14 protein-coding genes are annotated in these 15,456 nt (G+C 45.4%); 13 read left to right on the forward strand and 1 reads right to left on the reverse strand.

The annotated features are described in order from the left end of the window. Position 1: 1 nt before the first annotated feature. The 3 genes from PAV_RS21815 (at position 2) to PAV_RS21825 (ending at position 2,124) form a co-directional block, all read left to right on the forward strand. On the forward strand, positions 2-532 hold the full coding sequence (locus PAV_RS21815) for a hypothetical protein (RefSeq protein WP_005549884.1): 531 nt from the start codon (positions 2-4) through the stop codon (positions 530-532). 57 nt (positions 533-589) lie between these two features. Then, positions 590-1,396 (forward strand): HAD family hydrolase, encoded by an 807-nt coding sequence (locus PAV_RS21820; RefSeq protein ID WP_005549885.1) that lies wholly within the window; start codon positions 590-592, stop codon positions 1,394-1,396. 272 nt (positions 1,397-1,668) lie between these two features. Continuing rightward, a complete protein-coding gene (locus PAV_RS21825; protein ID WP_005549886.1) occupies positions 1,669-2,124 on the forward strand; it encodes a FixH family protein in 456 nt (151 codons plus the stop codon). Positions 2,125-2,291: 167 nt separating this feature from the next. Here PAV_RS21825 and PAV_RS21830 read toward each other — a convergent pair whose 3' ends face one another. After that, the gene (locus PAV_RS21830; RefSeq protein WP_005549888.1) at positions 2,292-2,834 is read right to left on the reverse strand and encodes a 1,2-dihydroxy-3-keto-5-methylthiopentene dioxygenase; all 543 of its coding nucleotides are present in this window, start codon (positions 2,832-2,834) and stop codon (positions 2,292-2,294) included. Positions 2,835-2,998: 164 nt separating this feature from the next. Between PAV_RS21830 and metH the strand changes: the two genes are divergently transcribed. The 10 genes from metH (at position 2,999) to PAV_RS21880 (ending at position 15,383) form a co-directional block, all read left to right on the forward strand. Beyond that, positions 2,999-6,436: a methionine synthase gene (gene metH / locus PAV_RS21835; protein ID WP_005549889.1), complete on the forward strand. Its 3,438-nt coding sequence runs from the start codon at positions 2,999-3,001 to the stop codon at positions 6,434-6,436. Between the two features lie 230 nt (positions 6,437-6,666). Next, the gene (rnz, locus tag PAV_RS21840; protein ID WP_005549891.1) at positions 6,667-7,584 is read left to right on the forward strand and encodes a ribonuclease Z; all 918 of its coding nucleotides are present in this window, start codon (positions 6,667-6,669) and stop codon (positions 7,582-7,584) included. 119 nt (positions 7,585-7,703) lie between these two features. Next, entirely contained in the window at positions 7,704-8,699 is a 996-nt protein-coding gene (locus PAV_RS21845; RefSeq protein ID WP_005549893.1) for a metal-dependent hydrolase, read from the forward strand. 435 nt (positions 8,700-9,134) lie between these two features. Next, positions 9,135-10,229: a Gfo/Idh/MocA family protein gene (locus PAV_RS21850; protein ID WP_005549894.1), complete on the forward strand. Its 1,095-nt coding sequence runs from the start codon at positions 9,135-9,137 to the stop codon at positions 10,227-10,229. Between the two features lie 505 nt (positions 10,230-10,734). After that, positions 10,735-11,568, forward strand: coding sequence for a TIGR01457 family HAD-type hydrolase (locus tag PAV_RS21855; protein ID WP_005549895.1), 834 nt, complete (start codon positions 10,735-10,737; stop codon positions 11,566-11,568). Between the two features lie 89 nt (positions 11,569-11,657). Beyond that, a complete protein-coding gene (locus PAV_RS21860; RefSeq protein WP_005549896.1) occupies positions 11,658-12,554 on the forward strand; it encodes a DNA-formamidopyrimidine glycosylase family protein in 897 nt (298 codons plus the stop codon). After that, positions 12,535-13,455 carry a deoxyribonuclease IV gene (locus PAV_RS21865; RefSeq protein ID WP_005549897.1) on the forward strand — a complete coding sequence of 307 codons (921 nt, stop codon included), beginning with the start codon at positions 12,535-12,537 and terminating at the stop codon, positions 13,453-13,455. The genes PAV_RS21860 and PAV_RS21865 overlap by 20 nt, the downstream gene beginning before the upstream one ends. A 70-nt stretch (positions 13,456-13,525) precedes the next feature. After that, entirely contained in the window at positions 13,526-13,867 is a 342-nt protein-coding gene (locus tag PAV_RS21870) for a cyclic-phosphate processing receiver domain-containing protein (RefSeq protein WP_005549898.1), read from the forward strand. Beyond that, positions 13,864-14,223 (forward strand): thioredoxin family protein, encoded by a 360-nt coding sequence (locus PAV_RS21875; protein ID WP_005549899.1) that lies wholly within the window; start codon positions 13,864-13,866, stop codon positions 14,221-14,223. Before PAV_RS21870 ends, PAV_RS21875 begins: the two co-directional genes overlap by 4 nt. 89 nt (positions 14,224-14,312) lie before the next feature. Next, positions 14,313-15,383 carry an SAM-dependent methyltransferase gene (locus PAV_RS21880; protein ID WP_005549900.1) on the forward strand — a complete coding sequence of 357 codons (1,071 nt, stop codon included), beginning with the start codon at positions 14,313-14,315 and terminating at the stop codon, positions 15,381-15,383. The last annotated feature ends 73 nt before the right edge of the window (positions 15,384-15,456 follow it).

Raw genomic sequence — 15,456 nt, forward strand, 5'->3', positions numbered from 1 at the left:
CATGTCTCGCAGTTGGGAACGCAAAGTCCGCCAAAATAGTGCAAAATTGAACAAGCAGCGAATGAAGCAAGGCAAACCGTCGCTGTCTGCAGGCAAGCCTGCGTATGAAGAATTTAAAGGACGCAGCTTCATCATGCCGCTCGCATTGATTGCTTTCGCCATTATGTATGCACTACTAGGCGGGATTATCACGAACAATCAATATCCAACTCTTTATTGGGTTACGATCGTATGTTATGTCGGATTGGGAATAATTTTATTCTTAAGAAGACCGTTTCTGCGTGTCGGAGCTGACGAGGTATCAACGATTCGTTGGAATCGTCTTCGTACCTTGTCTTCCAAAGATATGAAGAAGATTGCAATTCAGCCTGGATATGTGGTGATTGAACATACGGGGAAAGGTGCGAATTGGATATTCTCTCGAATGCTGAACAGATACGATACCAATGCAATGGGCGAACGACTGCGCGTCTTTGCTAATCAGCATAAGATTGAGTTCGAAGACACTTCGAAGAAAGAAGCGTCGAAATAAGTTTGCACATGTATATAATGAGAAGCTAATCTAGTCGCTGTGATGGGAGAGAGAAACATGTCTATACGTGCTGTGCTGTTCGATTTGGATGACACTCTATTATGGGATGAACGCTCTGTTGAAGAGGCCTTTGCTGCTGCTTGTGAATATGCATATGAGCGAACAGGTATTGAACCAGAGGAATTGGAGTCTTGTGTTCGTCAAGCTGCCCGCGAATTATATGCTTCTTACGAAACGTATCCTTTCACGCAGAGTATCGGGATTAATCCATTTGAAGCCCTATGGGGAAAGTTTGCAGAAGGGGATCATCCTGAATTTCGATTATTAGAGCAGCTTGCACCTGCGTATCGTCGAGCAGCATGGACACAGGGACTTCAGGCAGCCGGTCGAGTTGATGAAGAACTAGGTGCAGAGTTGGCAGAACGATTTATGAGTGAACGTCGGGCCCGTTCTTATGTATATGATGAGACTTACGAGGTGCTCCGCCAATTAATAGCACAGTATCCGTTGTTGTTGCTCACGAACGGCTCACCTGACCTGCAGCAGGAAAAGTTGAATGGTGAGCGGGAACTCTTATCTTATTTCGATCATATCGTAATCTCTGGGCATCATCCGAAAGGGAAACCGGATCCAGAATTGTTCAAGCATGCGATGTCCTTGCTCGGTATAGAACCGCATGAAGGAATTATGATAGGAGACAAATTAACGACTGATATTCAAGGTGCCCAAAATGTTGGTATGCATCATGCCTGGTTGAATCGTAAAGGTCTTGAATTGTCAGGCGATGTTCATCCAGAATATACGATTACGAGCCTAACTGAAATTGAGCAAATTATTGAAGCGATCAACTCGAAGGAATCGTAAATCGTTGTAGATACAACTTCATAATCAATTGCATCGAGCAAGACTAACAAGAGCAAGCCTGTGGGAACACAGGCTTTTTCTAATGCGTTGTATGTATTTATGTGCGGTGAAAAAAGAAAATATTGAAATAAAGAATGAGGAAAAGTGTGATAAATGTCATTGGATCGTCACAGAATTACCTAAATTATAGCTCGATAGAGTCATGAGGAATTGGAGAATGCTGTATATAATGATACGATAATCCTAGCATAAATGTTGAGGAGTGAGCTTGTATGTTCAGCAACAAAAATAAATTAATTGTGCTCATAATGGCAATCGGGGCAATGCTGCTAACTGGTTGTGGAAATAGCTCGGGAAGTAGCTCATCATCAGCCGGTCATGAAGGACATGCTGGTCATGGCTCTGGTGCAATGCAAGAAGGAAATCATGAGATGCCTGCAATGATTAAGGTTGAATTACAGGTGCCGAAAGAAGTAAAGAGCAACGAAGCTGCTACAATCTCAGCTCGGGTAACGCAAGATGATAAGGCGGTAGATGACGCTGACAAAGTCGAGTTTGAATTGTGGATGGATGGAGAAGAGCATGAGATGATCGAGGGTAAGCCTGTAAAAGATGGAACTTATCAGTTCGAGAAGACATTCAAGAAAGCGGGTACCTATACCGTCATCTCTCATGTAACTGCTCGTGATATGCACTCGATGCCGAAGAAGCAGTTTACTGTAAAGTAAGGAATTTCGATAAGAAAATAAAATGATTCCTCTATAAGAAGGGGCAGCTTCATAAGATCCGAGTAAAGACAGGAACTTATGAGACTGCCCTGTTTGCATATAATGAAAGGCATTGTGAATAGACGTGAAAATCAGTTCATTTCTATAGGATTTACCTTGTAAAGGAGTTAGGCTTTTTGAAAGGTGGGATCCGTATACGGGTGCGCAATCCATCCTTCAGTCTCGATAAAGAGGCGTACCGCTACAATTTGACGATTGTCCATCAACGTGAAGTAATGTGGTTTCTCCTCTGGAACAGAGATCACATCCCCAGCTTCCAGTTCTACATCCATATAACCGACATCGTCGCTACCTTTAATAATAAATATACCATTGCCGGCAGTAATGGCTCTTACTTCATCTTCTGTGTGGGTGTGAACCTGCTCAAATTTCTTCAGCAGCTCTTCAATATTAGGAGTTGCATCGGATAAAGAAATCAAATCCCACGTTCGATAGCCTCGTCTTTCAGCCAGATCGCGGATTTCTTCTTCATACGTATCTAAAATGGCCTGCTTCTCCTTATCGGATAGCACGAACTTGTCGCGAAGAGATGGATCAAGTTTGTTCGGGTTCCAATGCTCATACAGCACACCCTGCGAAGATAGAAAAGAACGAACATTTTCTTCCCCTATAATGATTTTGTTCGTATTTCGAATTCGTACTTGTGCCAATTTCTAATCCCCCGTTTCCCAATGCGATTTATTCATTTAATTATAGTACAGAGGAAAAGTTTGGGCAAGAAACATTTTGAAGCGAGTCGTGTATGAGTCTTTTCTAATCGGATCACATCTGCTAAACTAGGGTTTAACGTTTAAGGTAGAGGGTGGGCAGAGCGATGAAAACAAGAACGATACAGGAACAATTACATGAACGCATTCTCATTTTAGACGGTGCTATGGGCACGATGATCCAACAAGCTGACTTGAAGCCTCAAGACTTTGGAGGCGAACAATTGGATGGATGCAATGAGATGTTAGTCCTGACACGTCCAGATGTCATTTCCAGAATACACGAACAATATCTAGAAGCGGGCGCAGACATATTGGAGACAAATACGTTCGGGGCTACCCGTATCGTGCTTGCCGATTATGATATTGCTGATCGTGCACGTGAGTTGAACGTTGCCGCGGCGAAGCTGGCTGTTGAGGCAGCTGCAAAATATAGCACACCGGAATGGCCAAGATTCGTTGCTGGTGCAATGGGGCCGACGACAAAAACCTTATCTGTTACCGGTGGAGTCACATTTGATGAGTTGATTGACAGCTATTATGAACAAGCAGTTGCACTTATAGAAGCAGGTGTTCATATGCTTCTTTTAGAGACTTCTCAGGATACGTTGAACGTCAAAGCTGGCTCGATTGCGATACAGAGAGCCTTTGAATCTACAGGTATCACACTTCCGCTTATGATTTCGGGGACGATTGAACCGATGGGAACAACCCTTGCCGGTCAAAATATCGAATCGTTTTACATATCCCTAGAACATTTGAAGCCGATTTCCGTCGGATTGAACTGTGCGACAGGGCCTGAATTCATGCGTGATCACTTGCGTACCCTTGCGTCTATCGCCAATTCTGCGATCAGTTGTTACCCGAATGCGGGGCTTCCAGATGAGAATGGTCATTATCATGAATCGCCAGAATCGCTTGCTCGTAAAATCGCAACCTTTGCAGAGCAGGGCTGGTTGAATATTGCAGGCGGCTGCTGTGGAACAACACCTGAACATATTCGGGTTCTTAGAGAAACTTTGCTCGAGCATGCCCCAAGAACAACGTTTGGTGAACATCCTCCAGCTGTATCCGGTATTGAGACCGTATATGTAGAAGATGAAAGTCGTCCTTACATGGTTGGAGAACGTACCAATGTGCTTGGCTCTCGCAAGTTTAAGCGTTTAATTGCCGAAGGAAAGTTTGAAGAAGCGGCGGAGATTGCGCGTTCCCAGGTGAAAAATGGGGCACATGTCATTGACGTGTGCGTACAGGATCCGGATCGCGATGAAGCGCACGATATTGAACAATTTCTGCAGGAAGTAGTGAAGAAGGTTAAGGCTCCGCTCGTCATCGATACGACAGATGCCAAGGTATTGGAATTGGCTTTGAAGTATTCCCAAGGGAAAGCGATTATTAACTCAGTTAACTTAGAGGACGGTCTGGAGAAATTTGACCATGTCGTGCCGCTTGTCCATCGTTATGGTGCAACTCTGGTTGTCGGCACGATCGATGAGCGCGGTCAAGCCATTACACGTGAAGGTAAATTGGAGGTGGCGAAGCGTTCCTTCGACATCCTCGTGAATAATTACGGCATTCTACCAGAAAACATTATATTTGACCCGCTCGTGTTCCCAGTTGGAACGGGGGATGAACAATACATTGGTTCGGCGAAAGAGACAATTGAAGGAATACGTCTGATTAAAGAGGCGATTCCAAAGGTACAAACGATTCTCGGGATAAGCAATATCTCGTTCGGTCTGCCTGAAGCGGGGCGTGAAGTGCTTAACTCTGTATTTCTATATGAATGTACCCGCGCAGGGCTGGATTATGCGATCGTCAATACGGAGAAGGTGGAACGTTATGCATCCATCCCCGAGCACGAACGCAAACTTGCGGAAGATTTATTGTATGACACCAACGATGAGACGCTGGCAGCATTTGTTGCCGCTTTCCGCAACCGCAAAGTAGAGAAAAAAGAAAAAACCAGTAACCTTCCACTTGATGAGCGTTTGGCATCCTATGTGGTAGAAGGTACGAAGGAAGGGCTTATTCCTGACTTGACAGCAGCGCTGCAAAAATACACTCCACTCGAAGTCATTAACGGTCCGTTAATGAAAGGGATGGAGGAAGTTGGAAGGCTGTTCAACAATAATGAACTTATCGTTGCTGAGGTGCTCCAAAGCGCAGAAGTCATGAAGGCTTCGGTCAGTTTCTTGGAGCCGCATATGGAGAAGAATGAATCTGCTGTGAAAGGGAAAATTCTACTTGCTACGGTGAAGGGCGATGTACATGACATCGGCAAAAATCTAGTGGAAATCATCCTATCGAATAATGGATATGAAATTGTCAACTTAGGCATTAAGGTTCCACCTGATCAGTTGATCGAGGCCTATCGCAAGGAAAAGCCAGACGCAATTGGACTGTCAGGCTTGCTTGTCAAGTCTGCTCAGCAAATGGTCATAACCGCACAAGACTTGCGTACTGCTGGCATCGATGTGCCAATTCTTGTTGGTGGGGCAGCATTAACGAGAAAGTTCACGAAAAATCGAATTAGTCCGGAATATGATGGATTAGTTCTCTATGCAAAGGACGCAATGGACGGTCTTGATCTGGCCAATAAAATTATGGATTCATCGGAACGTAAGCTGCTGGTTGAGGAACTCCGCGCTCATAAGGAACGGTTGGCTCGTGAATCGGAACAGCAGTCGAACCTACCTGAGCTAACACGGGCGGTTCGTTCCAGCATTACGGAAGCCGAAGTGTACATTCCGCCTGATTTAGAGCGACATGTATTGCGCGATATTCCAATTCCACAGGTGCTTCCTTATTTGAATTTCCAGATGCTGTTGGGACATCATTTGGGATTAAAGGGCTCGGTTGAACAGTTGTTGAACAATCGTGACCCGAAGGCATTAGATTTGAAAGAGACCGTTGACCGAATTCTGGCAGAGGAAGCTCAAGCAGGTGTGCTAAAGGCGAATGCTATGTATCGCTTCTTCCCAGCCCAATCGGAAGGGGACACCATTCACATTTATAATCCTGACAATGTAGAGGAGGTGCTCCATACCTTTGCATTCCCACGGCAGCAGGTTGAGCCTTACCTGTGTCTTTCAGATTTTCTGCGAACAAAAGAGAGCGGCGTAATGGACTATGTAGGCTTCTTGGTGGTTACTGCTGGTGATGATGTTCGCGGCAAAGCGGATAAGTGGAAGGAGAAGGGAGAATACCTGAGGTCACATGCGCTGCAATCTGTTGCATTGGAGCTGGCAGAAGGGCTTGCAGAACGGATTCATCATATGATGCGTGAAGTATGGGGCTATCCTGATCCGGAACAGATGACAATGAAGGAGCGATTTGGAGCTAGATATCAAGGGATACGAGTTTCATTCGGATATCCAGCTTGTCCAAATCTCGAGGATCAAGGGCCATTATTCAAGTTAATGCAGCCGGAAGACATCGGCATTCATTTAACGGACGGGTTTATGATGGAGCCAGAGGCATCCGTGTCGGCAATGGTCTTTGCTCATCCGCAAGCACAATACTTTAACGTAGATAAGGCCTAATCTTTACATCATAAAAAAATTACTAGATGTCTGTGCAGCAGTGTGTCACACTTATGTATGGACAATAATATAAGCTCCGTATTGCTGTCAGGCAGTACGGAGCTTATTATATCTTGGTGGAGTGAGACATACTATGTGTGTAAAACATTTTAAAATATTAATGATTAAATAGATTAAATAAAAGATGATATTGTTTTCGTATTTAATTACAGAAGCAAAGGAGTATGAGTATGGATATTTACTTCTTAGGAACAGGCGCTGGCATGCCGACGACTCGCCGCAATGTAAGCGGGATTGCGCTCCGATTGTATGAAGAACGCGGTTCCTTCTGGATGTTTGACTGCGGAGAGGGCACCCAGCACCAGGTGCTGCAGTCGCCATTGAAGCTAGGCAAGTGCGAGTTTATTTTTATCACTCATTTGCACGGCGATCACTTGTTTGGATTACCGGGGCTATTGTCTAGTCGCACTTACCAAGGCGGGGTGTCTCCTTTGACCGTATTTGGTCCTGCAGGGTTACATCGATTTATACATACTGTTTTTAAATTAAGTGAGACGCACTTGCCTTATGAGCTTCATATCCAAGAGATAGAGTCTGGCGTGATTTGGGAGGATGAGCAATTTATAATTACGACACTGCCTCTTGATCACCGTGTTCCATCCTTTGGGTATCGAATTCAAGAAAAGGAAAAGCCAGGGCGTCTAGATTTAAAGCTGTTAAAGGAAAAGGAGCTACCGCCGGGACCTTTATACGGTCAGTTGAAACGAGGGCAGGATGTCATACTTTCGAATGGGGAACGAATTCAAGCATCCTCTGTCATCGGGAAACCGATACCTGGAAAGTCTGTGGCCATACTCGGCGATACTCGTCCTTGCGAAAATGCGGTCACGCTCGCGAAAGACGTTGATATACTCGTGCACGAAGCAACCTTTATGGAAGATAAACGCGAAAATGCAAATGAATTTGGCCACAGCACGGCTCGGCAAGCAGCGCAAACCGCAGTGTCCGGAGGAGCCAAGAAGCTTGCTCTGACTCATTTTAGTTCACGATACAATGATGAACGGATGGAGGAACTTTTACAGGAAGCACGTGACGTATTTGAAAATACGGTTCTTGCCGATGAGCATGCGATCGTTACAACATCTTAATATCACATCAATGCTGCGTTAACGCTTACTCGATACGCTATCCATAACCGAGTTGTTGTAAGGGCAATTGCCTAGGCAATTGCACGAGAGCAACAGAGATGTTAAAGGAGGGGTTATGGATGGATACTGTGAGTCATTTGCTGCTTGGCGCTTCTTTGGCAGGGGCTGCTTGTGTACATCCTCAGGTTGCGGAGCGTCCTAATTTGTTCTTTGCGGTTCTGACGGCTACACTCATTTCTTCACATGCGCCCGATTTCGATGCCATAACACGACTTCGCAGCTATGCAGCCTATTTGCGTCACCATCGAGGCATTACGCATGCTGTCCCAGCATGGTTTGTATGGCCAATAGCCATTGCTCTGCCGGTTTCAATGTTGTTTGCAGTGTGGGGAGATTGGCCGATCGTTATGCTGTATTCATGGCTTGCAGTTATGATCCATGTTGGGCTTGACTGGTTGAATGCATATGGTGTTCAAGCAGCCAAACCTTTCTCATCCAAATGGCATCATGCAGATGTATTATGCTTATTCGATCCATTTCTATTTGCCATTCATCTCGTCGGGATTATAAGTTGGTTATGGATGACACGGGCAGATGCAGCATGGTTATTCGTATTGGGATATTTGGTGTCCGTATTATATATCATATGGCGATGGAGGGTGCATCAGCGATTGCTGAGCCGACTGAAGGAGCAGTTTTCAAGTGGAATTCATCATCAGCTTATTCCTGAGGTCACTTGGCTGAGCTGGCAATATGTTGTGGAGTATGAGCAACATTATGAAACAGGTTGGATTCGGCATCGCAGCCCATTGCGGATTTTATCAGACGTGTCCTTTGATAAGCATTGCCTGTACACTAAAAACTTCATTGATGATCATGTGTTGGAGCATGCAAGAACAACCGATGGAGTACGGGCATTCCTTGGATTTGCTGAGCGTGTCATTGTAAGCTCACAGCGTTGGCGTAACGGGTATAAGATTATATGGCATGATGTTCGATTTTGGCATCGAAAAGGTCTTCCATTCGGCGTTGAGGTAGAGTTGGATGAGCAGCTTCGCGTTGTCAATACGAAAGTAGGCTGGAGTAAGAGGGAGTGGGAGCCTCCTTATGTATAAACAGGATTGTATTGCGCAATATTCGCACAAGAAAGGTAAATCAGAAACGTGAATCCCCGTGTCATATGTGCGTGAATACCTGTCCCTAATCAAGCGGAGCGATCCGTTTTTTTCTTTTGCATCAAGATATCGTTGGGGCCTATGATGTTGTGAAATGCCCCCCGAAAGAGGCAAGTCCTCATTATAGTTTCCCGGGAAAGCGCAGAACCTGACAAATAGTTTATCAGGGGACAGGTATACATCAAGGACTGTCCGCAATCGACAGCTTCTACCATCATTCTGCGTCGAATCAGCGCATTATAGTGCCGTGTTTCCACTCTTGCCAGCCATGAAATGGTTCTTTACAATGTAGAAATAAGTTTCTCATTTCCCAACGCACTTTATTAAGTATGAAGCACCTAATTCGTTGCTCAAATCAAGGAAGGTGGATTCATTATGAACACTCTTGGATTTACGATCGTAGGCTTCGGCAATATTGCCAAAACACATATGACTGCACTGCGAACGCTGCCGATCATTAAGCAGCTTCCTGTAACACCTGTATTGAATACACTCGTTACCCGTCGTCCTGAACAAACATTAGAGCAGGCACGGCAAATTGGATTTGCTCACGTAACCTCCTCCTTGGAGGAAGCTTTGCAATATAACGGGACTGAAGCAATAAGCATCTGTACACCGAATGCGCTACATGCTGAGCAGGTACGATTGGCGGTTCAATATAATCAAGCTATTTATTGTGAGAAACCTGTAACGGAAAGTGCTGCGTCCACAGCGCAATTGCTGCCAGATGTCCCATCAACGCTTACGCAGCAGTTAGCCTTTGTCTATCGGTATCACCCTGCTGTCATGCGGATTAAAGCTTGGCTTAACGAAGGGATTATCGGAGATGTGCTCCAGTGCAGACTGGCTTATTTGCGTTCGGGTTATTTAAGTGATGTCCGTCCATACAGCTGGCGAGTAAATGACTCGTTGTCTGGTGGAGGAGCAATTATCGATTTAGGTGTTCATGCACTGGATTTGCTGCGCCATTGGTTTGGTGAATTGAAGAGTATAGAAGGAAGTACAGAAACTTTTATTAAAAGTCGGAGAGCAGGTAATGGCAAAGACGAACGAGTAGCTGTTAATGTTGATGACTGGGCAATGATGAACTATGTAACAGTTCAAGGCGTACAAGGTATTGTTGAGGTATCCCGTATTGCCTATGGTGGTGATGCGTTTCGTGTGCATATCATTGGGACGAAAGGCAGTATTACATGTAATTTGGAATCGGATAAGAAGCCTCAGCTTCATCTCATAAACGGTCGTCACGAATCTGCTCCTGAACCTGACTCGCTTTCGCTGCTTCCTGATGAGAAGACAACGACGGGGATATTCCAAGACAGCCATTTCGCTTCGCTTCACCATTTCATTCTGCGCCACAATGGAGATCAACGTTGGAACGAGCTGGCTCCAACATTAGAAGATGGGCTTGTTGTCGAGCGCTTGGTAGCTCATGTGATTCAATCTTCGGAAGCACGGGAGCAGCGGTAATGATTTATGAGCAGATTGGTGTTTTTGTTTAGCTGCCTATTGTATGGGTGAGTACAAATGAACTCATTCTGCCTTGCCAAGTATGGCTCCCGTTCCTATTCATGGGAATGACGGGAGTTGTTCTTTTTACATTAGTTTATGCGCTCTGAACACATCTTGGAATTTCACCTTGCGGGTCGGATTTCGGTTCAGCGTTGTTGTCCTCAATTTATTGGCATCGGAATTGTTGGTCTGATGAGACTCTGTCCTTTTGGCTCGGAATTGCGTATACTAGCATTGGCTCTATTGAGTTGACAATAATAATGCTATGAAACAGAAGTGTAAAATTTGTTGGCGGCACGCAGACCAAAGTTTTCTTGAAATTTGAATCCGTTGTTTACTGGATATTGCATGCTTTTTATTAGGAAAGCTAATGAGTGCTTATTATGATGTTGATCGTGCTTGTAGATGTGCTGTTATTTAGAATGGCCGGCATGCTTCAAGCTGGGAAGGAACGTGTGTAAGAATGGAAAATGGAATCCGGCGCAGAAATCAATATGCGCTCATAGATTTGGATGGAACGATGTATCATGGAACTTCTCCGATTGAGGGAGCGGACAAGCTAATAGAGACCCTTCGGAGTATGGATATTCCTTATCTGTTTGTAACGAACAATTCAACACGGACACCTGAAGAAGTGGCGGTTCACCTGCAGCAATTTGGTATATCGGCTGTTGCTGAAGATGTTCTCACCTCTGCTCAGGCGGCTGCATCGTATATTAAAAAGAGATATTCGGATAGACTGGTATTCATGATAGGCGAGTACGGATTGCAGAGGGCGCTGGAGGATGTCGGGATTTCTTGGACGGAGCAAGCGGAAGAAGTATGGGGCTCTGATGTTGGAGTTGTCGTTCAAGGCCTGGATCGAAATGTGACCTACGCCAAGCTGGAAGCAGCGGCTTGTGCCGTTCGAGAAGGCGCAGTATCGATCTTAACCAATCCAGATGTCATGCTGCCTTCGGATCGCGGTTTTTCCCCGGGGGCTGGTACGATCGGAGCGGCAATCCAGTCGGCTTCAGGTGTAGAGCCTGTCGTAATAGGCAAACCAAGTGCCATCATTATGGATGAGGCTATGAAAAGGCTGGGATGTACGGCGCAAAACGCAATTGTAATTGGAGACAACATGATGACGGATATTCTTGCCGGCGCTAATGCAGGCTGCCGTACAGCACTTACTTATACGGGGGTTACTACACCCGATAATTATGAATCATTTTGTGCGCGTGCCGGTGTGAAGCCTGACATGGTCTTTCATAACATGGAGCAGGTACGTAAATGGTTCATGAAGGAAATGTTATAATAAATAGCCTATATGATTAATGATATTAAAATAAAAGAGAGAACATACATGGTGATCATGTAATGTGAAATTAGGAAGGAAGATGCGAGATGCCGGAAATTCCAGTTATGGAACGATACCGCAAACAGCTAGATCAGCTGGTTACCGGAGAACGCATTCGCAGCCTGCATGTACAACGTGAGTCTTGGCTGAATACGGATCTCCATAGCTTGACCAATGGATTAGTGGGAAGACAAATTTTATTTATTGAACGCAGAGGGACGGATTTGATTTGGCATCTTGATGATGGCCGACGACTTGTTCTTCAGATTGGAGCTGGGAGTCGTCTAGAGATCGTTTCTACGTTACAGGCAGTTGCTCATGGAGTAGTGGGCCATTCTTCTGCAGAAGCGGATCAAGTGCATGATGTGTCCCACTCACAGTTTGCCGTCATCACTGATCATGCAGCGATGGCAATTTTCGGGGCGCGTAACTGTCATATCATGTGGTTAACAGCGAAGCAGGTAGAGGATATGCAGCTTGAGTTGGGCCCAGATCCACTATCTCGCCATTTGACACCAGAGCGTTTCAGTCAGCGATTCGCAAAGCGCCGCACCACTTTGAAGTCTGCACTTACCAATCCGAACATTATCGCTGGTATTGGAAACCACTTAGCGGATGATATTGTTTTTGCTGCAGGAATTCTTCCTACAGTACGCACGGAAAAGCTGAAAGAAGAGCATTGGAATCGGGTATTCTTTGCAATGCTTGATGTATTGCATCATGCAATTGAACATGAAAATGATATGGATTTACAAATATCTTCTAAACTACATGAGAAGTCCTATGCAGGGGAAGCAATGGACATCTCCATTCATGGCAAGACGGGAGAGCCTTGTCCGAAATGCGGCACGCCGATTGAAGTCACGTTGATACAACGTCGCCCTTCAAACTTCTGTCCGAAATGTCAGATAGATCCTACGGCAGATGGCCACGAAAACGAATAAAAATAGCCACGCTGCGCGTGCATACGGTTGTCATTTGCCATTACGGGGAGGATATGCGCACGCAGCGCAATTGGCTGTACAACTGCAGCATGCGGTGGGTGTTCGCAGCTATCAGTATTTCAGTAAAAATCCGAGGGGCTTATCGGTAAAGAGTGGATATGAGACAGATGCACAAGCTGCACGTGATATTTGTCAGCAGCACGGCATCGAATCTATTGCCCATACGCCGTATCCAACGAATTTAGCTGTAGATGCAGCTCGCTCACCTGAGAAATTTCAACTAACAGTTCAATCGCTGCTCAACGATCTAATGATTGCGGAAGCATGCGGATCAGTTGGAATTGTGGTTCATTTTGGTTCATATAAGGGAGGGGCAGGTACACCTGCCACTGATACAGAGAAGCTGCACAGCTACGAAAATATAATTGTCACGTTAAACACCGTCCTTTCTGTGTGGAATGGTCGTGCCAAGCTGCTGCTTGAAAATCAGGCAGGTAATCATGGCGGGTTAGGAGCAACATTTGAAGAGCTAGTAAGCATCCGACGATTAAGTAATTATCCCGATAAAATCGGCTTCTGCTTTGATACCTGTCATGCTTATGCAAGTGGGCTATGGAATCCTTCTGCTACCAATGAGATGCTCGAGGCTGGAAGTTGTCACGACTATTGGAATCATGTTCAAGCTGTCCATCTGAATGATTCTCGGGAGACCTATGGCTCCAAACAGGATCGTCATGCGAATCTTGGACAGGGGTATATTGGGGCAGATGGCATTGCAGAGTTGCTTAGATCGAAGGAGCTGGAACACTGCATGTTCGTGCTGGAAACGCCTGGTGACCCGTCAGGGGGGCATGGACAAGAATGGATGTTTATTCAAAACATTTTGCAGCCGAATGGATAAAATTGTGGTTTGAGCATAATGCACCTTACACTTGAACAGACATCAGAGTAATGTAAGGAAGTGATGAAAGATGATACATGTATTTTTGGATGATTACCGTCGCTGTCCAGAAGGCTTTGTGCTAGCTCGCAATGCGGAGGAGTGTCTACTTCTATTGGAGCATGAGCAAGTAGGAATCCTGTCCTTGGATCATGACTTGGGAGCCGACGAGAAAACGGGAACAGACCTTGTTCGAGAGATAGTCTTGCGCGGTCTTTATCCGCAGACAGCGATCTATTTGCATACGTCGAGCGTACTTGGCAGAAAGCGAATGTTCGAGATGCTTTTCGCGAATAAGCCTGAGCATGTTCAGCTTAGCAATGGGCCGATGCCAGATTCATTGCTGACGCAGATACGAGAAAATATGATATGATATTGATCTCAGACAAGCAGTTGAAGGCAGCACAGGCGCAATCTGTGAGTTTGTCTGCTGTAGAGCTGTTTTTTAAGCAATGGGATGCGGTATTTATACATAGTCCATTTTGTGGAACATGCCAGTTAGCCTCTCGAATGCTTGAAATTGTGGAAGCGACGAACCCAAATTTGGAAATTGCGGCTGTCAATGTTGGCTCTATTCCTTTATGGGTGAGTACTCTGCAAATTGAAAGTGTCCCTTGCCTGTTGGTATGGGATAATCGTAGTGATACAGGCAACGTGGACAAAATATATGCTTTTCATTCTGTATCATTCCTTTATGAGCGTCTGAAGAGTGGGAAAATAGATAGTTAATGACGTATATGAATGCTCTATAGTTAACAAAATGAAATGGAAACAGCTGAAGTAAGCCCGCTTGATTCAGCATTTGGAGGTTGCACTGCTTGGAATTATTACATCCGATACAAATAGACACAAATTACGAACAAGGATCACACTGGATTGTTACATCCAACCACGGCTATATCGCATATGCGCAGGAAGAATGGCGAAGAAGATTTGGCCAGTTGAAGAGTCGTATGCTCGTCTCCGGTGAAATTGCTTTGATGGAATTGCCAGTAGATCGAAGTGAAGTATTCCACGTGATGGAGTCAGAACCGGCGATATTTATCCGATATTTACAGCCAGTTGATCTTGCCGTTGATGTTCAGGCGCTGCAAAGCGATCAAGAACATACATTAGACTGTTTGCTCGACCAATTGATGAAATCTGTAGATGGCTCAATCACAAATCTTCGTGTAGGGGTTCATGTGCGATCCAGTACGGCGGGCGAATCCTTGGATAAAGAACTTCGTGATGCGCTGCGATCTGCAGTTGAACGCAAGGGCGCATCTGTCGCGATCCAGGATCCAGAGCGCATTGTAGCTTTGTTCATTCATGATGGGGCTGTATATGCAGGGCTCATGACTCCGGAGCAGGCTGGTTCGGATTGGACTGGCGGTACAATACGTTTCCGGCGTGAGGAGGGACAAGTGTCCCGTGCTAAGTTTAAGCTTTTGGAAGCAGAACGTACCTTTGGGCTGGACTTTGCGGCGTACCGTAATGCGCTTGATATTGGTGCTGCACCAGGCGGTTGGACGAGCCTCTTGCTGGAACGGGGCATTCAGGTTACTGCTGTTGATCCGGCAGCAATGCATCCTAGCTTGATTGAACACCCGAATTTAACATATTATAAGAGCAATGCTGGGGATGTTGCGCTGGAACCTGGCGAATTTGATTTGCTCGTGTGCGATATGAGCTGGAGCCCTAAGGTTACTGCTCAACTTGTGATTGGCTTGTTGGATTCGGTTGTGCAAGGCGGTACTGTTATTGTTACGGTAAAGTTGATGCATAAGAAGCCGCTGCAGACGATACGTGAAGTGAAGGAGATGTTTATGGAGCATCTTCATATTATTCGCGCAAAGCAATTGTTCCATAATCGTGACGAAATCACCCTGTACATGATGAAGATGTAGCTTATACTCGGACAGTGAAGTATGGCAAAGTCCAGCATAGTTCTAAAAAGACTAGACAACTGCATGGATATGG

This window comes from Paenibacillus alvei DSM 29 (genome assembly GCF_000293805.1).
GTDB classification, from domain to species: domain Bacteria; phylum Bacillota; class Bacilli; order Paenibacillales; family Paenibacillaceae; genus Paenibacillus_B; species Paenibacillus_B alvei.